Genomic DNA, 19,368 nt, shown 5'->3' with positions numbered 1-19,368 from the left:
GAGATAGCTCTGAAATATCTATCAGTGAGATATCTCTATTCCTTCTCACCAAGAGAAAGATATGAAGCCGTTAGATCAAACTTTCCGCAATTCTCCGGGCCTCCGCATCAGTTGCTACATAATCATCATACGTTGGCGTAGATACAAAAGCTGTACGTTCCATTGTTTTCTCTATCACGTCACTCATACCGAGGAAACTGATACCATCCTTTAAGAAGGAAGCAACGACCACTTCATTGGCTGCATTTACGATGCAAGGCATATTTCCTCCATGATACATCGCTTCATAAGCCAACGCCAAATTACGGAAACGTTTCGTATCAGGTTGTTCAAACGTCAGATTCGTACATTTAGTAAAGTCGAGCCTGTCGAAAGAAGAAGAAATACGATCCGGATAAGAGAACGCATACTGAATGGGCAGACGCATATCCGGCATACCAAGTTGTGCTTTCACCGCACCGTCTTCGAACTGTACCATCGAGTGAATAACGGATTGTGGATGTACTACTACTTCTATCTGACCGGGCTGCACACCAAACAGCCATTTGGCTTCGATTACCTCAAAACCTTTATTCATCATAGATGCTGAGTCGATTGTGATCTTAGCTCCCATTTCCCAGTTTGGGTGTTTCAAAGCTTGTGCCTTCGTCACAGATTTCAGTTGTTCCAATGTACAAGTACGGAAAGGTCCCCCCGAAGCTGTCAATATTACTTTCTCAATCGGATTACCTACCTCTCCCGCTAAACACTGAAAGACAGCGGAGTGTTCGGAATCAACCGGCAAAATCGGAGTACGATATTGCTGTGCCAACTGATTAATCAGCTCTCCGGCTACAACCAATGTCTCTTTATTGGCCAATGCTATGGCTTTTCTTGCCCGGATCGCATTGATCGTTGGTTTGAGTCCTGCAAATCCCACCATAGCAGTCAGCACCATATCAACAGGTCCTGCCTCTACAATCTGACAAATGGCGTCTGTACCCGCATATACTTTGATGGGGAGATCGCTCAATGCTTCTTTTAACTGAGGATATTTCTCTTCGTTGGCTATCACTACCACCTCCGGCTGAAACTTCCTTGCCTGATCGATCAGTAGTTCCACCCGGTTATTAGCTGTCAGTGCATAGACTTCATACAGATCAGGATGTTCCTCAATTACCTGTAGCGCCTGTGTACCGATTGAACCGGTAGAGCCTAAAATTACTATTTGTTTTTTCTTTTTATCGTTCTCTATATTCATTATGATCTAATTCCTTCTTTTTCTTTTCATCATCCCCTCCACTTAATACACGATATATTTCTCCGAATTGACCGGACGACCTTTATACCAGAGTTCAAAGTGTAAGTGAGGACCTGTGCTGAGTGTTCCGCTGTTTCCTACCAGAGCAATAGCTTCTCCCCCCTTTACCCGTTCTCCTTCTTTCTTTAGTAGCGAACCGCAATGTTTGTAGACCGAAACAAAATCCTGATTATGCTGCACAGCTATCAGGTAACCTGTTTCAGCTGTATATGTGCTCAAAATAACTGTTCCGTCCATTGTTGCCAACACACTTTCATTAGGGTTAGCCGCAATGTCGGTTCCGAAATGTTTTTTCTCCGCATCGAAATGGTCGGAAACCATACCACGTGCAGGACGATAGAAAATTAATCCGTTTACATCCGGTTGAAAAGCACTCGATGTCAGATTATATTTTTCATTTTCTTCATATTGGCGGCGGAATTCCTCTTCACGCTTAGTACGTTCCATCAAAGTATCATGGCGGGCTTCCGTCAATGAATCTAACGTTTGTACACTATCGATCCGTACCTTTCCGCTAAATATATCCTGAATATTCATGATATAGAGATTCTGCTTGCCCAATACCTGTTGGAGGGAATCCACCCGCAGTGCATTATTCACAATCTGACTACGGACTTCACTATTCATATAACCGGGAAGGTAATTACGCAAAGGAGTAAAAGTAATGATACTGGCAGCTATCAGAAAGAGCACCGCCAGCACACTCAGCAGAACAGAGAGACCGTTGAGCTTGGACACATGTAGCCCTACTATCTCTTCAAGTGTGTTCTCATTGGTTATTGTGAGTTTATACTTGAACTTGAAATTATTCCAGAAAGCTTTGCTTCGTCTTCTTTTTGGCATTCCTCGGTTAATTACAAATTTCTAATTAGTTACTACAATCTATTTTAATCTTCTTCCAAATCATCCAAATTCAGCAATCCTTCAGGAAGCTCCACTGTGATAAGTTTCTGCTCCTGATCAATGCCTAAAATAAACTCTTCCTGTGCAGGAACCAGAAGTTCTTCTCCTTCCTGTTCGACAACAAAAAGAGTATTCACCGTAGTGGTATCTACATCCACAACATCACCCAGCAGTCCATGGTGAACATCTTCCATTCGGAAACCGATAAAGAAGTTCCACGACAATTCGCCGGCTCCTGCCTCATCTACGTGTTCTACCGGAAAATAAACATCGACATTGGTAAACATCCGGGCCCGTTCGGCAGTATCTACACCTTCCAGCTTCATCAAAGCGGTAGAATCTGAGCGGAAACGGTATTCTTCGATAAAGAAAGGCACGAAGATTCCATCGAGCTGACATACCAAATAATCGCAATCTGTACGATCGAAAATATCATCTGTGAAAGTAAATTGCAATTCACCATGTATGCCATGCGGTTTATTAAATATACCGATCTTATATACTTCTTCTTTCTTTATCATATACGAGTTATTCTTGCTCCGATTGCGTTCAGACGTCCTTCAATATTCTGATATCCCCGGTCTATCTGCTCGATGTTACTGATAGTACTTGTACCTTCCGCACTCATGGCAGCGATCAACAGGGCGATACCGGCACGAATATCGGGAGAAGTAAGACGGGCACCACGCAGGGTAAAACCATGATTATGCCCAATGACAACAGCCCGGTGCGGATCACACAAGATAATCTGTGCTCCCATATCTATTAGCTTGTCCACAAAGAACAAACGGCTTTCAAACATTTTCTGATGTATCAATACACTTCCTTTAGCCTGGGTAGCTACTACCAACAATACGCTCAGCAAATCAGGTGTCAAACCCGGCCAGGGAGCGTCGGCTATAGTCATGATTGAGCCATCTATAAAAGATTCTATCTGATATGTTTCCTGAGCCGGGACATAGATATCATCTCCCTTTTGCTCCAGTTTGATACCCAACCGACGAAAGCTTTCCGGAATAATCCCCAGATTCTCATTGGAAACATTTTTAATGGTAATCTCACTTTTGGTCATGGCTGCCATACCGATAAAACTGCCCACTTCGATCATATCGGGCAATACGGTATGTTGCGTACCATGCAGTTCTTCTACACCTTCGATCGTAAGTAGATTAGAAGCAATGCCGCTGATTTTTGCTCCCATTCGGTTGAGCATGTGGCAGAGTTGTTGCAGATAAGGTTCACAAGCAGCATTGTAGATAGTAGTCGTACCTTTAGCAAGCACAGCAGCCATCACAATATTGGCAGTTCCGGTAACGGAAGCTTCGTCCAACAGCATATAATTGCCTTGAAGCCGATCTGCAGTTATTACGTAAATACCGCGTTCTTCATCATAACGGAAATCAGCTCCCAAGTTCTGAATGCCCACGAAGTGGGTATCCAAACGTCTACGACCAATCTTATCGCCACCCGGCTTTGAAATCAACGCTCTACCAAAACGCGCTACCATCGGCCCGATCAGCATAACCGATCCGCGAAGGCTTGAACATTTCTTCAGGAATTCATCACTTTCCAGATACGCCAAATCAACATTCTCTGCTTTGAAGGTATAAGAATCAATGCCATTCTTTGCAACCGTTACTCCCATCTCCCGCACAAGCTGGATCAGGTTATTGACATCCAAAATGTCAGGTATATTGTTCACCGTTACTTCCTCTGCAGTCAGCAACGTGGCACAGATAATCTGCAAAACTTCGTTTTTAGCACCCTGAGGATAGATTTCCCCACTGAGCCGATGTCCTCCTTCGATTACAAATGAAGCCATATAATTCCGATTAATATCTTCTGCGTTGATTATTATTTCTGTTATTGTTATAATTTGCTTTCGGACGATAGTTCTGATTCAGACGTTCTGCCATAAGACGAATAATATCATCTGTCAGTTGAAGCTTTCCATCCGAAAGTTCATTCAGGTCTTCTGCAATCTTACGTTCGTCCACTGTGTCTTTGTTCCAAGCCATGTAGTCTTTCTTCATATGGTTGCAAATCATTGCGACCAGATTTCTCTTTTCATTTCCTTCCGGAAATTCACAGGCTTTCTTTATCAAGACTTCCAATGTATGTCCATAATGACGGTAGTGCATACGAACGTTTGGATAAGATATCGGTTCCGGTTTAGTTACCAGATTGTCTTTATGGATTATTTCGTACGGATAATCGATATCTAACTCAAAACCGGACATGATAGCCAAATGATCCCACAGTTTATGCTTGAAATCAGGAACATCACGCAGATGAGGAAACATATTCCCCATAATGTTGATAATTGTATTGGCACAACGCTGACGTTCAGAACGATCTTGGATAGTCAGCGCATAATCCACCATATTTTGGATGCTGCGTCCGTATTCGGGAAGGGGCATTCTCTTTTGTTGGGTATTGTATTGCATATCTTCAGTAGATAAGGAATTATTGATTATAGATAATGACATAAGAAAACAATTAAAGAAGTTTTTTGGGTAATGATGCAACAAACTCTTTCAAATAGAAAGGTTCAAAATAAGCAACATTCTTATAATCTTCCAATGCCACTGCTTTCTCAGCCAATGGATACATCGCTTTTGCCAGTGGATGAATATTTTCAATGAAATGTGCATTCGGATGAGTGATTTTCTCACGACACTTCTCTGCTCCGTTACCAAAGAAGTAAACCGGATGTTCGTTTAGAAATTCAAGATATGAATTCTCATCTACGATGTCGGCGGCAATTTCACGTTTCACATTCAAAGCACGATCATAAATAGCTGCGTATACTTCCATACGGCGGGCGTCAATCATTGGACAAAGCAGTGCGTCTTCCGGCAGATCATGCTGCAACAGTACAGGTACACAGAGAATCTCCAGAGTAGGAATGCCAATCAATGGAATGTTACGACCATAGCAAATACCTTTTGCCATCGAAACCCCGATACGAAGTCCGGTATAAGAACCCGGTCCGCAACTGACTGCAACTGCATCCAATGGTATGGCATGGTTATCGATAAATGATAACGCTTCGTCTACAAACACTCCCAAAGAAACAGCGTGTGAAGGGCCTTTCAAGTCTTCTTTCACAAAAATCGTCTGTCCGTCTTGACTGGCCGCTACCGAGCAAACAGAAGTAGAGGTTTCAATATTTAGTATACACGACATAAAAATCAGCTTATTAAATTGTGGCAAATTTACATGATTATTTCCAATTCTTAAAATAATCGTGTACTTTTGCACAAAACTTTAAGATTATGATACAGTCAATGACAGGATATGGCAAAGCTACCGCCGAACTTCCTGATAAAAAGATAAATGTAGAAATCAAATCGCTCAATAGCAAAGCTATGGACCTCTTTACCCGTATAGCTCCTGCCTATCGCGAAAAAGAGATTGAAATCCGCAATGAAATATCCAAAGTACTGGAACGTGGAAAGGTTGATTTCAGCCTGTGGATTGAGAAAAAGGAAGGTACGGAGGGGGCGACTCCTATCAACCAAGCATTGGTAGAAGGTTACTACAAACAAATCCAGAACATTTCTAAGAATCTGGGTATCCCTGTTCCGACAGACTGGTTTCAGACATTGCTCCGCCTACCGGATGTGATGACAAAAACAGAGATTCAAGAGCTGACGGAAGAAGAATGGAAAATGGTACATGCGGCTGTATTGGAGGCTATCAATAATCTTGTAGAGTTCCGTAAGCAGGAAGGCGCTGCATTGGAAAAGAAGTTCCGCGAGAAAATCACTAATATCACTCATTTGCTCGAAACGGTGACTCCTTACGAAAAAGAACGTGTAGAAAGAGTAAAAGAACGTATCACCGATGCACTTGAAAAAACTTTAAGTGTAGATTATGACAAGAACCGATTGGAACAAGAATTAATCTACTACATCGAAAAGCTTGATGTCAATGAAGAGAAGCAACGTCTCAACAACCACTTGAAATATTTTATCAGCACCATGGAAAGTGGTAATGGTCAAGGTAAGAAACTAGGATTTATTGCTCAAGAAATGGGACGTGAAATCAATACGCTTGGTAGCAAATCCAACCATGCCGAAATGCAAAAGATCGTCGTGCAAATGAAAGATGAGTTGGAACAAATCAAAGAACAAGTATTGAACGTTATGTAAAAATAAAGCATGAAGAGTTACTATGCAACGTTATAAATAGCGCAGCAATTCTTCATTCTTAATTCTTCATTTTTATTATGAATGGTAAATTAATCATCTTTTCTGCTCCGTCAGGTTCGGGAAAATCTACTATCATCAATTATCTATTAACGCAGGATTTGAATCTTGCTTTCTCTATTTCTGCCACTAGCCGCACTCCGCGCGGAACAGAGAAACATGGGGTTGAATATTTCTTTCTTACTCCTGAGGAGTTTCGTCGTCGTATAGAGAATAATGAGTTTCTGGAATACGAAGAAGTATATACAGACCGTTATTATGGCACATTGAAGTCTCAGGTAGAAAAGCAATTGGAAGAAGGACAAAACGTTATTTTTGACGTGGATGTAGTAGGCGGTTGCAATATCAAGAAATTCTATGGTGACCGGGCTCTGTCTGTTTTTATCCAGCCGCCTTCTGTTGAAGAGTTACGTTGCCGACTGGAAGGTAGAGGTACGGATAAGCCGGAAGTAATTGAAAGCCGTATAGCTAAAGCGGAATTTGAGTTGGGCTTTGCTCCTAAATTCGATAAGGTCATTATCAATGACGATTTGGAAACAGCTAAAGCAGAAGCTCTGAAAGTGATCAAAGAGTTTTTGGAGAAATAGATCAAAATAAAGGAAAATGGCAAAGAAGTATCCTAGAAAAACAATTGTAAACTTGACGATTCTATGTGCTACAACAGGTATTGTAAGCCTGTCTTTTGGTATACTCTTCCTTTTTTATGAGAAGTGGATCTTTGCCGTTATTCTACTGTTAATAACTCTCAGACAAGCCATTGTTTTCCCAAAATGGATAAAGCTGCTAAATTAAAAACCGGAATCTTCAGCGGGTCATTCAATCCGATTCATATCGGGCACTTGGCAATAGCTAATTACCTTTGCGAATATGAGGGACTGGATGAAATATGGTTTGTAGTAAGCCCACAGAATCCTCTAAAGGCACATTCAGAGCTATGGAGTGACGAACTACGTCTTAAATTAGTAGAACTGGCTGTTGAAGATTATCCACGTTTCCATGCTTCTGATTTCGAATTTCATTTGCCTCGTCCATCATACAGTGTTCACACATTAGATAAGTTGCATGCCACTTATCCCGAACGGGAGTTCTATTTCATTATCGGCGCCGATAATTGGGCACGCTTCGACCGTTGGTATCAATCCGAACGGATCATCAAAGAAAATCAACTACTCATTTATCCACGTCCGGGTTACCCTATAGAGAAAGGTGAACTTCCGGAAACTGTACGTCTCGTTCATTCACCTGTATTTGAAATCAGTTCTACTTTTATCCGCCAGGCACTTTCCGAAGGGAAAGATGTCCGTTACTTTGTTCATCCAAGAGTTTGGAATTACTTGGCTATGCATACACAAGATGAATTACTGTAGTCAAAAATTGATTACTCTACTGCGTTAGCCATCACTCCTTTTTCTTCAATTGACTATTTCTTCTGTGTACTGTGAAGGGTTATCATTATTATCTCCGCAGGAGCACCCATACGGATAGGTAACTGTGAAGTTCCGATACCATTTGTTACGATCAGTGGTATCTGAGCTGAGTTATAAGCCAATCCTGTAAGAAAGCGCATACCATAATGAGAATTTTGTATCGGAGCTTTACCAAATATGCGTACTTGTCCGCCATGGGTATGTCCTGCCAAAGCAAGATCCGTATTAGCTACTGACACATCTTCCACATAGTCCGGAGTATGCACCAGAAGGATAACAAAGTCTTTAGGTGAAAGAGCCAATGTTGGAGACACACCATTCTTTGTCATATTAAAGGGATCACGCACACCGGCAATCAATATCTGCTGACCATCTTTGCGTATAGTGTCTACTTTATGCTCCAATACATGCATACCATAATGTTCCATCGTACGGATAATCTCGTCATGACAACGCTCATAATCATTATTTCCCATCACGCCGTATGTTCCCATTGGAGTTTTCACCTCCGAAAGTGCAGCGAACAAGGGTTCCACATGTTCGCATCCTTCCTGATAATCTCCTCCCATCAACAATACATCTGCTTTTTGCTTATTCAACAAACGGACAAGATTGCGCAATGAAGTCTGTCCAAACAAACTTTTATAATGCAAGTCAGAAATAAAAGCAATACGAAATCCGTCAAATGCTTCAGGAATATCATCGTTTGTAAAATCATAATACATCACACGCTCTATACCGGAATAATCTGTACCCAAGCTTAATGCAGAATAGGATATTTTTATTCCAGGTACCGTTTCATCGGAAAAGATTTTTGCTTTTGCTTTGCGGTCCTTTTCAAACTCTTCCCTCAGGTCATTGATTTCCGAATGTTTGGGAGGAACATAGGTATCTTTCTTTAATGAGGTAACGGTATCTATAGTCAAAGTAGAGACAGACGAACTCGCTACCATATTTTTCTTCGACTTACAAGAGACAAAGGCAAATAACACCACCAAGAATAAGAAAGGATAAAAATTCTTCTTCATAATCTTTTAGTATAATGAAAGTACAAAGATAAATAAATTTCATGTACCTTTGTCCGTCAAAGCATTTAATTATACAGAGATAAACAATAACAGGATGGAAAAAGTTAAACGGAATTCGCTACATGCTTGGATATTGGCAGCACGTCCCAAGACACTGACAGGAGCTATTACCCCTGTCATGGTAGGTACAGCACTTGCTACAATGGATGGACATTTTCAATGGCTTCCTGCTCTTATTTGTTGCCTGTTTGCAAGCTTCATGCAGATTGCGGCCAATTTCATCAATGACCTTTTCGATTATCTCAAAGGCACTGACCGAGAAGATCGACTTGGCCCGGAACGTGCTTGTGCACAAGGGTGGATTTCAGCAGGAGCCATGCGGACAGGAATCATTATCACCGTAGTGCTTGCCTGTCTTATCGGCAGCGTACTGCTATTCTATGCCGGATGGGAGTTGATACTCGTAGGATTGCTCTGTGTACTTTTTGCTTTTCTCTACACTACCGGTCCTTATCCCTTATCTTATAATGGTTGGGGAGATGTTCTAGTCATCGTCTTTTTCGGCTTCGTACCCGTAGGAGGGACTTATTACGTACAAGCATTAACGTGGACACCGGATGTCACTATTGCCTCTCTGATTTGCGGATTACTGATCGATACATTATTAGTAGTAAACAATTATCGCGACCGCGAAGCGGATGCACGAAGTGGGAAACGAACTGTCATCGTTCGCTTTGGGGAGCATTTTGGGCAATACCTTTACTTTATATTAGGATTATCTGCCTCCCTTCTCTGCTTTTGGTTTCTTATCGAGGGACAGATGTTTGCCGCCCTTCTACCACAGCTCTATCTGATTCCTCATATCATCACCTGGAAACGAATGATACAAATTCATAGTGGTAAAAAATTAAACAGCATATTAGGCGAAACTTCGCGTAATATGCTGTTATTCGGTATTCTTTTATCAATAGGAATGCTAATAAGTTAAATCAAATACACCTTTATCCTATTCTTGTACTTCTTTCATGGTAATCTTGTACTTAACTCACCGTAGTCTTGTACTTCATTCAGACGACTCTTATACATCAATCTATCCATTCAAGTACATCTTTCGGGAAGTTCTTGTACATCTATTAAGCAATGCTTGTAGATGAAGCCTTATTGAAGTACAAGATCAAACTATTTAATTTGATTCAGCCTAAGTTTACTAAACTGAATGTTCTAAATAATCCGGGGATTATTTCCCGTACATCTTCTCGTAGTATCCCTGATAATCGCCACTGGTCACTTCATCTACCCAAGCCTGATTACTCAGATACCATTCGATAGTCTTCACAATACCAACTTCAAATTTCGTTTCCGGATACCAGCCCAAAGCATTCGTGATTTTAGTTGGATCAATAGCATAACGTTGGTCGTGACCCAAACGGTCCTTAACAAAGGTAATCAAATCTTCGTTTATCCAATCGATTGCAATTTCTCCTTTTTCGTCTTTTACTTTTTTCTTCAAGACCTGACGATATTCGGGATGTTCTTCCATCAATCGGCGGATCGTTGCAATGGTCAGCTTCACGATTTCAAGATTTGTTTTTTCGTTATGCCCACCTACGTTGTATGCTTCACCTTCTTTACCTTCACGTACTACGAGGTCGATAGCCTTACAATGGTCCTCTACGTAAAGCCAGTCACGCACATTGCTGCCATCGCCGTAAACAGGCAAATGTTTACCTTCGAGAATATTCTTGATAATTAGTGGAATCAGTTTTTCCGGGAAGTGATAAGGACCGTAGTTATTAGAACAACGGGTAATCGTTACCGGCATTTTATAAGTATCATGATAAGCCATCACTACCATATCAGCACTTGTTTTGGATGCACTGTAAGGGCTGTGAGGACAAAGCGGAGTTGTTTCAGTAAAGTAACCTTCTGCTCCGAGAGAACCATATACTTCGTCAGTAGATACCTGATGATAACGTACACCTTTTCTCCAAGTAGGATATCCTTGTTCATCCTTACCCATCACCCATGCACGACGAGCGCAATCCAACAGGTTTTGCGTACCGAGAATATTCGTTATCAGGAACAATTGAGGATTTTCAATGCTACGGTCTACATGACTTTCAGCAGCGAAATTCACTACATAATCAAAACGGTATTCAGCAAAAAGACGATCTACCACTTCGCGATTACAGATATCACCTTTTATAAAAAAGCAGCGTTCGTTATCAATATCCTTTGCAATAGTACCCAGATTACCTGCATATGTCAAAGCATCCAGGACAATTACTTTTATGTCACTGTGTTTAGCTAGAATATACTTTATATAATTGGCGCCAATAAATCCAGCAGCACCGGTCACTAAATAAGTTTTCATATATAATTCTTTATGTTGATTTTAGGATTGTTTTGCCAGTTCTATAAGGTACTTACCGTATTCCGTCTTTTCAAGTTGTTGTCCTAACACAAGTAGTTGCTCTGATGAAATCCATCCCTGACGCCAAGCTATTTCTTCGATACAACTGACGTAGAAGCCCTGACGATTCTGAATGGTTGCCACAAAATTGGAAGCTTCCAGTAAGCTATCACAGTTTCCTGTATCAAGCCATGCAAATCCACGTCCAAACAGTTCTACCTTCAATGTGCCCTCTTCCAGATAAAGACGGTTCAGATCCGTTATCTCATATTCTCCACGCGCCGAAGGTTGGAGTGCAGCAGCTTTCGCGGTTACAGTAGCGTCGTAAAAGTAAAGTCCGGGAACGGCATAGTTACTTTTCGGGTGTACCGGTTTCTCTTCCAGCGACATCACTTTTCCCTGTTCGTCAAATTCCACCACACCATAAGCGCGAGGATCTTTCACATAATAGCCGAAAATACAAGCACCTTTTGTTATGCTGGCGGCACGACGAAGCATAGCAGAGAATCCTTGACCGTAAAACATATTATCGCCCAAGATAAGGCAACCCGGTTCTCCATTCAGAAAATCGGCACCAAGTACAAAAGCCTGCGCCAAACCGTTAGGTTTCTCTTGAATCTTGTAAGAAAACGACATTCCTAGTTCTTCACCTGTCCCCAACAAGTCGCGAAACATAGGAAGATCACGAGGGGTAGAGATAATCAATACTTCACGTATTCCAGCCAACATCAGTGTAGATAGCGGATAATATATCATCGGCTTGTCATACACAGGCATTATTTGCTTGGAAATCGCTTTAGAAAGCGGATAGAGACGCGTAGCACTCCCTCCTGCCAGAATAATTCCTTTCATCTTCGTCTGAGTTATTCGTTACTGCGTGCAAAGGTCGGAAAGAAATTTGACGTGGCAAAATTTTAAAATCATTTTTCACCCTGCCAGTTCAATAACTTCCAAGTCTTTGAAGGCTCCCTGATCAATGACAAAGCGCACCAATGTCCGTACTTTGTGAAAACCGGACATTCCAGCGGCCCCCGGATTAATATGTAACATATTCAATGTTTTATCATATTTTACCTTTAATATATGGGAATGTCCGCTAATAAACAATTTTGGTGGACGCGTCATGAGACTCCCGATGATAGAGGGATCATATTTTCCCGGATAACCTCCAATATGTTTTATCAGTACTTCTGCACCGTCTACAGTAAAACGGTTTACTTGTGGAAACAGTTTCCTGATCTCCTGACCGTCAATATTGCCATAAACAGCCCTGAACGGACGAAAAGCCGTCAGTTTTTCCGCCACTTCCAAAGAGCCAATGTCTCCTGCGTGCCAGATTTCATCACAGGGTTCGAAATACTCCAAATATTTCTCATCCCAAAAAGCGTGAGTATCTGATAATAGTCCTATTCTTGTCATAAAATATCTTGTTTAGTAACGGCAAAGATACGATGTTTTTTCTATTATTTATCAGGACGAATAATATCCACTATCAATTCTTCGCTATTATTTTCTGTATCCAGAAGGTTATCATTATAGAGTACAATTCCATCATCAATCACTACCCATCCTGTAAATACTCCATAACGATGTTTTGCCAGTTCAACCTCGCACATTTTATTAAAATCAGAATCAAAAATCATTAAATACAAACCGCGATCATGCATTAGGTAATCCAAACTTTGAGTAGTATCAAAGTCACGTTCACCTAAGTGTAAACGAGCATACAATCTATATTTCGACAAAAGCATGATATCATAAAAATGCGGATTCTCAATTCCATATCTTTCCCATACCGAATAATCTGCATCAGATTCACACTTCTGTGCTTTATTCTCTGTGAATTTACTATCAGCATCAATTGTTTTACGTTCTCCTGTCATTGTGTCGATAAAATAAAGATGAGATTCAATAGGATAATTATATATTATTTTCCCATTCCCAAAACTAACATTCGGTTGATTCATAGTAGCATATCCTTTGTCAATATCTGGTTCCACAACAGACGGCATTAAAACATAGTCTACGTTCTTTTCTTTACCGGATAAAAATAGTTTCCTCACTTTAAATGTTACAGGAGATGTCGATGTATCTTTAATCAAAAAGCTCAAAGCATCACAGTTTGAATCATAGTGTAAATGAGAAGTAGCTATGGCACGATTTGTAGTTACAAGAATCTGTTCATTTTCGCCAATATACTCCCTCATATTCACTTTTTTCAAAACATCTCCCTTTCTATTGATAAGAAAGGCACGATCTGTTTCATCATACAACCATACAGAATCCAACGCCTGAACAAATATCCCTTGTAACCGTACGATGGCTGAAGGACCCTCTTTATTTAAAATCACTTGAGATATTTCTTTGTTTTGCAAATCAATATAGTCCAACGCATGTGTTTTGTAATTATATCCAACGATGACATCTATCGTATCAAAACTATAAGAGGAAGATAGATAATATGATTTAAGTTGTAATACATCCGAAAAAGGGAATTTAATTTCTTCCGCCTTTACAGATAATGAATCACTTTGGTTTGGAACCTTTTTATTGTTTTGAGTCCCGGTACAAGCAAAGAGGCTCAACAATAACAATAGTAAAGAAGATATCTTAGTATACTTTTTCATTTTACTTTTAATTTCAGATCTGATTAATTCATTCTATCCTGTTTCTCAATAGGAAAATAATTGTATTTGCTTTCATCAGTTTAATTTAGCATAGTTTTCTTTTTAAATAGTTGATATTCGAAATAAAAGTAGTGAATGAAAGGCACATCTCAAAAATAAATAGATAACTATTTCTGATTAACTGCATTTTTTATGAAAAAGAATGATAGAATCTACAGAAATTCATTACTTCATAGAAAACGGAAGCAAGAAACACTGTCCAAAAGAGGATCTCCTAAATTTTAATCGAACAGAGTTTGTACTGATATAATAAAAGTGCTATATTTGGAGGAAATCTTGACTTTGAAGCGCATGGAAAACAAGTATAATTATTTCAAACGGGACATCAGTTGGCTCTCATTCAACTATAGGGTGCTACTGGAAGCTCAAGACGAGCATTTGCCGTTATATGAACGTATCAACTTCATCTCGATCTACTCTTCTAATCTGGAAGAGTTCTATAAAATTCGTGTGGCCGACCATAAAGCCGTAGCCTCGGGAGCTACCGAAAGTGATGAAGAAAGCGTACAATCTGCACGTGATTTGGTAGAGGAAATTAATCAGGAAGTTACCCGCCAATTAGATGATCGTGTACGTATCTATGAAGAGAAGATACTCCCTGCTTTACGTAAAAACCATATCATATTTTATCAGGATAGTGATGTAGAAGCATTTCATCAACAGTTTATCAAGAGATTCTTCCAAGAAGAAATATTCCCTTATTTACAACCTGTCCCCGTATCAAAGAATAAAATCATCTCTTTCCTACGAGACAACCGACTTTATATTGCGATACGGCTCTACCCCAAAGATGGAGGTAATCCGCTTTATTTTGTAATGAAGCAGCCATACGCTAAAGTTCCCCGATTTATTGAACTTCCACCACATGGAGAAAACTATTATCTGATATTTGTTGAAGACATCATCAAAGCAAACCTCGGACTTATTTTCCCTGGTTATGACGTAGATTCGAGCTATAGTATCAAGATTTCCCGCGATGCGGACATCCTGATTGATGACACGACTAACAGCGCCGATCTCGTAAAACAACTAAAGCAAAAAGTGAAAAAACGTAAGATAGGAGATGTCTGTCGATTTGTTTATGACCGCTCTATGCCACAAGACTTTCTCGAGTTTCTCATGGATGCTTTCCACATCCATCAGGACGAACTAGTACCCGGAGACAAACATTTGAACTTAGAGGATTTACGCCATCTGCCTAACCCCAACAAGGCACTCCGCCCCATTGAAAAGCCGAAACCAATGAAGCTAACTTGCCTCGATGAGAAAGAGTCTATTTTCAATTATGTTGCTCAGAAAGACCTGTTATTATATTATCCTTATCACTCTTTCGATCACTTTATCCATTTCCTCTATGAGGCAGTGCACAATCCTGAGACACGGGAAATTATGGTTACCCAATATCGGGTAGCAGAAAACTCAGCTGTTATCAACACGTTGATAGCTGCCGCACAAAACGGTAAGAAAGTGACTGTCTTTGTAGAACTAAAAGCCCGATTCGACGAAGAGAATAATCTGGCAACTGCTGAAATGATGCAAGCAGCAGGTATCAAAATCATTTATAGCATTCCCGGATTGAAAGTACACGCCAAAGTAGCTCTTGTTCGGCGACGAGGATTCAATGGTGAAAAGATTCCTAGTTACGCATATATCAGTACAGGCAATTTCAATGAAAAAACAGCTACGCTCTATGCTGACTGTGGGTTGTTCACCTGTCGGAAAGAAATCGTGAATGATCTTTATAATCTTTTCCGAACCTTGGAAGGAAAAGAAGATTTGAAATTTAATACATTGTTAGTTGCCCGTTTTAACCTTATTCCAGAACTTAACCGTCTTATCGACCGGGAAATCTCCCTCGCCGAACAAGGCAAAGAAGGACGAATCATTTTGAAAATGAACGCTCTTCAAGACCCTACAATGATCGACCGACTTTACGAAGCTTCGGAACGTGGTGTAAAGATCGACCTTATCATCCGCGGTATCTGCTGCCTCATCCCTGAACAACCTTATAGCCGTAACATTCGTGTAACACGCATTGTTGATAGTTTTCTGGAACATGCCCGTATCTGGTATTTTGGCAATAACGGACATCCTGACCTTTTCATGGGTTCTCCCGACTGGATGAGACGTAACTTATATCGCCGAATCGAAGCCGTCACCCCTATTCTTGATCCGGATTTAAAAAACGAGCTGATAGAATTACTTCATATCCAACTGGCGGATAATCAAAAAGCCTGTTGGGTAGACAATCAACTACATAATGTTTTCAAAAAGAGACCTGCCGGAAAGCCTGCTATCCGGGCACAATACTACTTTTATGAATGGTTAAATAAAAAGACAATAGCTAAATGAAATTCTAAAAACAGATAAGCAAGAGTAAAATTAAGAGTGTGCTATTTTAGGGCTAGCACACTCTTAATTTTCTGGTTATTATTTTGAAATCTTTTTCCTTTTTAAAACAAAAACACACAAAGCGGCAAAATATCCTCTTCCAATCATTCTGTATAATACCTTTACCCAGAACTTTTATTTTGTAACACAAATGTAACGCATATGACATTTCTCTGCAACGTCAAAATCGGACTTTTGCATCCAGAAATAACATACACATTTTTATGGAGACAATTTACTTATGCATTATCATTTTCCTCTTCGTTCTTGCTGTGTTCGACCTTATTGTCGGTGTAAGCAACGACGCGGTAAACTTTCTGAATTCAGCAGTAGGAGCCAAAGCCGCTTCGTTTAAAACGATTCTATTCATTGCCGGTATCGGTATTTTTATTGGAGCTTCCCTCTCTAATGGAATGATGGATATTGCACGACACGGTATTTATCAACCCGAACATTTCTATTTTACGGAAATTATGTGTATCCTGCTTGCCGTCATGCTTACCGATGTCGTGTTGCTGGATGTATTCAACTCCATGGGAATGCCCACTTCCACTACAGTATCATTGGTATTCGAACTACTAGGAGGTACCTTCGCCCTTTCACTGATCAAAGTAAATACTGACAGCGCCCTCAGTCTGGGCCAACTTATCAATACAGACAAAGCGCTCTCTGTCATCATGGCCATCTTCGTATCCGTTGCAATTGCTTTCTTTTTCGGTATGGTTGTACAATGGATTGCCCGTGTCGTTTTCACCTTCAACTATACAAAGAACATCAAATACAGTATTGGAGTATTTGGAGGCATTGCCGCTACTTCCATTATTTACTTCATGCTTATCAAAGGTTTGAAGGATAGTTCATTCATGACAGCCGAAAACAAACAGTGGATACAAGACAATACCCTGATGTTAATCTTCTTATTATTTGTATTTTTCACTATCCTGATGCAAATACTCCACTGGCTAAAAGTAAATGTGTTCAAAATAGTAGTGTTAATGGGAACTTTCGCCCTTGCACTCGCTTTCGCAGGCAATGACTTAGTAAACTTTATCGGTGTGCCTTTGGCAGGATACTCCTCATTTCTTGATTTTACAACGAACGGAAACGGTGTTGCTCCCGACAGCTTCCTGATGACATCTTTGCTTGGTCCGGCAAAAACACCCTGGTATTTCCTGATTGGTGCCGGAGCCATTATGGTATATGCTCTATGCACTTCAAAGAAAGCACACGCTGTTATCAAAACCTCTGTCGATCTCTCTCGTCAGGATGAAGGAGAAGAGAACTTCGGAAGTACACCAATCGCCCGTACCATGGTCCGTATAAGTATGACCCTTGCTAACACAATATCACGCATCACACCAGAAGGTACTAAGAAGTGGCTCGATGCTCGTTTCCGTAAAGATGAAGCTATCATTGCCGACGGAGCAGCTTTCGACCTGGTTCGTGCCTCCGTAAATTTAGTACTCGCTGGTTTACTCATTGCTTTGGGAACCTCCTTAAAGTTGCCACTCTCTACTACTTACGTGACTTTCATGGTTGCCATGGGTACTTCACTCGCTGATCGCGCTTGGGGACGTGACTCAGCCGTTTACCGTATTACCGGTGTATTAAGCGTTATCGGTGGATGGTTCATCACAGCCGGAGCAGCTTTTACCATCTGTTTCTTTGTAACTATGATATTGCATTATGGAGGAAACATATCTATCATTGTCCTGATCGGTATTGCTGTATTTATCTTAATACGTAGCCAAATAATGTATAAGAAACGTAAAGCAAAAGAACAAGGTAATGAGACGTTAAAACAACTGATGCAAACTACCGACAACGAAGAAGCTTTACAATTAATGCGCCAACATACTCGTGAGGAACTTGCTAAGGTATTGGAATATGCAGAAACTAACTTCGAATTAACTGTAAATTCATTTATCCACGAAAATCTGAGAGGGCTACGCCGGTCGATGGGAGCTACTAAATTCGAAAAACAACTCATCAAACAAATGAAACGTACGGGAACAGTTGCCATGTGTCGCCTTGACAACGCGACCGTTCTTGAAAAAGGACTTTATTATTATCAAGGAAATGACTTTGCCAGCGAACTGGTTTACAGTATCGCCCGTCTCAGTGAACCTTGTTTGGAACATATCGATAATAATTTTAACCCGCTGGATGCTATTCAGAAAGGTGAATTCAGCGACGTAGCAGAAGATATCACCTATTTGATTCAACAATGCCGCAAGAGATTGGAAAACAATGACTACAACAGTATGGAAGAAGAAATTCGCCGTGCCAACGACCTAAATGGACAACTTTCTCATCTGAAACGTCAGGAGTTACAACGTATCCAAAGTCAGACCGGTAGTATCCGTGTAAGCATGGTTTATCTCACTATGGTTCAGGAAGCACAAAACGTGGTAACTTACACTATCAACCTAATGAAGGTAAGCCGCAAATTCCAGATGGAGACGGAGATGCCATAAGAAAAAGATACAGAACAAACAGCAAGAGGCTGTACCGAAAGTAATAGAACTATCAAATGATAGTAAATAATTGCTTTCAGTACAGCCTCTCTTTTTATACCTTCCTTGATAAAGAGATGTGGACAAGCCAGCCAATAATACTTTTTTAAACTATTATTTTTTATTTATTAAATTGCATAAATATTAAACCTGCATTCAAAATGGCATAAAAATGACCACTCTCACTCAAATTTATTCATTGTAAGCAAACAATTCTAATCTAAAAGATGTTGTCTCAGCATAAAGGTCAGCACAGAGTTTAGTTATCAATGAGGATTAATGCTCAGTTAGAAAGCAAACAACAGTTTTTATAAGTTAAACCTCAAATCCGCAACTAAGCCCTTGAACGTCCTTATTGCGTTTACACGTCCTCTCATTACTGAATTTGCAGATAATTTGAACTTGAAGCACCCACTTCTGCCTACAATATCCCCTTACCCCACAATGTGACTTGAGGCAATACACAATATCATTCCCATAAGTTGTAGG

At 40.4% G+C, this 19,368-nt stretch carries 17 protein-coding genes; 6 read left to right on the top strand and 11 right to left on the bottom strand.

Annotated features, from left to right (window positions below):
- Positions 1 to 70: 70 nt before the first annotated feature.
- Genes EJF25_RS04955 through tsaB form a run of 6 tightly spaced genes read right to left on the bottom strand, consistent with a single transcriptional unit; the run spans position 71 to position 5,392 of the window.
- Positions 71 to 1,240, bottom strand: a complete 1,170-nt coding sequence (locus tag EJF25_RS04955; protein ID WP_125040293.1) for a 1-deoxy-D-xylulose-5-phosphate reductoisomerase — start codon at positions 1,238 to 1,240, stop codon at positions 71 to 73.
- Positions 1,241 to 1,282: 42 nt separating this feature from the next.
- A complete protein-coding gene (locus tag EJF25_RS04950; protein ID WP_125040292.1) occupies positions 1,283 to 2,143 on the bottom strand; it encodes a M23 family metallopeptidase in 861 nt (286 codons plus the stop codon).
- Positions 2,144 to 2,187: 44 nt separating this feature from the next.
- A complete protein-coding gene (gene rimM / locus EJF25_RS04945; RefSeq protein WP_125040291.1) occupies positions 2,188 to 2,724 on the bottom strand; it encodes a ribosome maturation factor RimM in 537 nt (178 codons plus the stop codon).
- On the bottom strand, positions 2,721 to 4,025 hold the full coding sequence (gene murA / locus EJF25_RS04940; RefSeq protein ID WP_125040290.1) for a UDP-N-acetylglucosamine 1-carboxyvinyltransferase: 1,305 nt from the start codon (positions 4,023 to 4,025) through the stop codon (positions 2,721 to 2,723). The genes rimM and murA overlap by 4 nt, the downstream gene beginning before the upstream one ends.
- Positions 4,026 to 4,035: 10 nt before the next feature.
- Positions 4,036 to 4,650 (bottom strand): DUF4290 domain-containing protein, encoded by a 615-nt coding sequence (locus EJF25_RS04935; RefSeq protein ID WP_125040379.1) that lies wholly within the window; start codon positions 4,648 to 4,650, stop codon positions 4,036 to 4,038.
- A gap of 52 nt (positions 4,651 to 4,702) precedes the next feature.
- Positions 4,703 to 5,392 carry a tRNA (adenosine(37)-N6)-threonylcarbamoyltransferase complex dimerization subunit type 1 TsaB gene (gene tsaB, locus EJF25_RS04930; RefSeq protein WP_125040289.1) on the bottom strand — a complete coding sequence of 230 codons (690 nt, stop codon included), beginning with the start codon at positions 5,390 to 5,392 and terminating at the stop codon, positions 4,703 to 4,705.
- A gap of 89 nt (positions 5,393 to 5,481) precedes the next feature.
- On the opposite strand from tsaB, the gene EJF25_RS04925 reads away from it, so the two are divergent.
- From EJF25_RS04925 to nadD, 3 genes are all read left to right on the top strand, one after another.
- Positions 5,482 to 6,360: a YicC/YloC family endoribonuclease gene (locus EJF25_RS04925; protein WP_125040288.1), complete on the top strand. Its 879-nt coding sequence runs from the start codon at positions 5,482 to 5,484 to the stop codon at positions 6,358 to 6,360.
- 77 nt (positions 6,361 to 6,437) lie between these two features.
- Positions 6,438 to 7,004 (top strand): guanylate kinase, encoded by a 567-nt coding sequence (gmk, locus tag EJF25_RS04920; RefSeq protein WP_125040287.1) that lies wholly within the window; start codon positions 6,438 to 6,440, stop codon positions 7,002 to 7,004.
- Positions 7,005 to 7,187: 183 nt separating this feature from the next.
- Positions 7,188 to 7,784, top strand: coding sequence for a nicotinate (nicotinamide) nucleotide adenylyltransferase (gene nadD / locus EJF25_RS04915; RefSeq protein WP_125040286.1), 597 nt, complete (start codon positions 7,188 to 7,190; stop codon positions 7,782 to 7,784).
- A gap of 53 nt (positions 7,785 to 7,837) precedes the next feature.
- Here the strand turns inward: nadD and EJF25_RS04910 are convergent, their stop codons facing one another.
- A complete protein-coding gene (locus tag EJF25_RS04910) occupies positions 7,838 to 8,872 on the bottom strand; it encodes a metallophosphoesterase (protein ID WP_125040285.1) in 1,035 nt (344 codons plus the stop codon).
- A gap of 94 nt (positions 8,873 to 8,966) precedes the next feature.
- Between EJF25_RS04910 and EJF25_RS04905 the strand changes: the two genes are divergently transcribed.
- Positions 8,967 to 9,860, top strand: coding sequence for a 1,4-dihydroxy-2-naphthoate polyprenyltransferase (locus tag EJF25_RS04905; protein ID WP_125040284.1), 894 nt, complete (start codon positions 8,967 to 8,969; stop codon positions 9,858 to 9,860).
- Between the two features lie 249 nt (positions 9,861 to 10,109).
- Here EJF25_RS04905 and rfbB read toward each other — a convergent pair whose 3' ends face one another.
- The 4 genes from rfbB to EJF25_RS04885 all read right to left on the bottom strand — a co-directional run bounded on the left by rfbB (position 10,110) and on the right by EJF25_RS04885 (position 13,912).
- Positions 10,110 to 11,246, bottom strand: a complete 1,137-nt coding sequence (rfbB, locus tag EJF25_RS04900) for a dTDP-glucose 4,6-dehydratase (RefSeq protein ID WP_125040283.1) — start codon at positions 11,244 to 11,246, stop codon at positions 10,110 to 10,112.
- A gap of 21 nt (positions 11,247 to 11,267) precedes the next feature.
- Positions 11,268 to 12,137, bottom strand: a complete 870-nt coding sequence (gene rfbA, locus EJF25_RS04895) for a glucose-1-phosphate thymidylyltransferase RfbA (protein WP_125040282.1) — start codon at positions 12,135 to 12,137, stop codon at positions 11,268 to 11,270.
- A gap of 75 nt (positions 12,138 to 12,212) precedes the next feature.
- Complete coding sequence (locus EJF25_RS04890) at positions 12,213 to 12,704, bottom strand: metallophosphoesterase family protein (protein WP_125040281.1); 492 nt, start codon at positions 12,702 to 12,704, stop codon at positions 12,213 to 12,215.
- 44 nt (positions 12,705 to 12,748) lie between these two features.
- A complete protein-coding gene (locus EJF25_RS04885) occupies positions 12,749 to 13,912 on the bottom strand; it encodes a DUF4221 family protein (RefSeq protein WP_125040280.1) in 1,164 nt (387 codons plus the stop codon).
- Positions 13,913 to 14,263: 351 nt separating this feature from the next.
- Between EJF25_RS04885 and EJF25_RS04880 the strand changes: the two genes are divergently transcribed.
- Entirely contained in the window at positions 14,264 to 16,324 is a 2,061-nt protein-coding gene (locus tag EJF25_RS04880; RefSeq protein ID WP_125040378.1) for an RNA degradosome polyphosphate kinase, read from the top strand.
- Positions 16,325 to 16,587: 263 nt separating this feature from the next.
- Complete coding sequence (locus tag EJF25_RS04875) at positions 16,588 to 18,840, top strand: inorganic phosphate transporter (protein ID WP_125040279.1); 2,253 nt, start codon at positions 16,588 to 16,590, stop codon at positions 18,838 to 18,840.
- Positions 18,841 to 19,368 lie beyond the last annotated feature (528 nt).

The sequence above is a fragment of the Bacteroides faecalis genome (assembly GCF_003865075.1).
Classification (GTDB): domain Bacteria; phylum Bacteroidota; class Bacteroidia; order Bacteroidales; family Bacteroidaceae; genus Bacteroides; species Bacteroides faecalis.
This window is presented reverse-complemented; position numbering and strand designations above follow the sequence as displayed.

Bases quoted from the DNA above. Each gene is read 5' to 3' on its own strand.
- EJF25_RS04880 (WP_125040378.1), top strand. From the start codon at position 14,264: ATGGAAAACAAGTATAATTATTTCAAACGGGACATCAGTTGGCTCTCA.
- rimM (WP_125040291.1), bottom strand. From the start codon at position 2,724: ATGATAAAGAAAGAAGAAGTATATAAGATCGGTATATTTAATAAACCG.
- EJF25_RS04935 (WP_125040379.1), bottom strand. From the start codon at position 4,650: ATGCAATACAATACCCAACAAAAGAGAATGCCCCTTCCCGAATACGGA.
- nadD (WP_125040286.1), top strand. From the start codon at position 7,188: ATGGATAAAGCTGCTAAATTAAAAACCGGAATCTTCAGCGGGTCATTC.
- gmk (WP_125040287.1), top strand. From the start codon at position 6,438: ATGAATGGTAAATTAATCATCTTTTCTGCTCCGTCAGGTTCGGGAAAA.
- tsaB (WP_125040289.1), bottom strand. From the start codon at position 5,392: ATGTCGTGTATACTAAATATTGAAACCTCTACTTCTGTTTGCTCGGTA.
- EJF25_RS04955 (WP_125040293.1), bottom strand. From the start codon at position 1,240: ATGAATATAGAGAACGATAAAAAGAAAAAACAAATAGTAATTTTAGGC.
- EJF25_RS04925 (WP_125040288.1), top strand. From the start codon at position 5,482: ATGATACAGTCAATGACAGGATATGGCAAAGCTACCGCCGAACTTCCT.
- EJF25_RS04905 (WP_125040284.1), top strand. From the start codon at position 8,967: ATGGAAAAAGTTAAACGGAATTCGCTACATGCTTGGATATTGGCAGCA.
- EJF25_RS04950 (WP_125040292.1), bottom strand. From the start codon at position 2,143: ATGCCAAAAAGAAGACGAAGCAAAGCTTTCTGGAATAATTTCAAGTTC.
- EJF25_RS04890 (WP_125040281.1), bottom strand. From the start codon at position 12,704: ATGACAAGAATAGGACTATTATCAGATACTCACGCTTTTTGGGATGAG.
- EJF25_RS04885 (WP_125040280.1), bottom strand. From the start codon at position 13,912: ATGAAAAAGTATACTAAGATATCTTCTTTACTATTGTTATTGTTGAGC.
- rfbA (WP_125040282.1), bottom strand. From the start codon at position 12,137: ATGAAAGGAATTATTCTGGCAGGAGGGAGTGCTACGCGTCTCTATCCG.
- murA (WP_125040290.1), bottom strand. From the start codon at position 4,025: ATGGCTTCATTTGTAATCGAAGGAGGACATCGGCTCAGTGGGGAAATC.
- EJF25_RS04910 (WP_125040285.1), bottom strand. From the start codon at position 8,872: ATGAAGAAGAATTTTTATCCTTTCTTATTCTTGGTGGTGTTATTTGCC.
- rfbB (WP_125040283.1), bottom strand. From the start codon at position 11,246: ATGAAAACTTATTTAGTGACCGGTGCTGCTGGATTTATTGGCGCCAAT.
- EJF25_RS04875 (WP_125040279.1), top strand. From the start codon at position 16,588: ATGGAGACAATTTACTTATGCATTATCATTTTCCTCTTCGTTCTTGCT.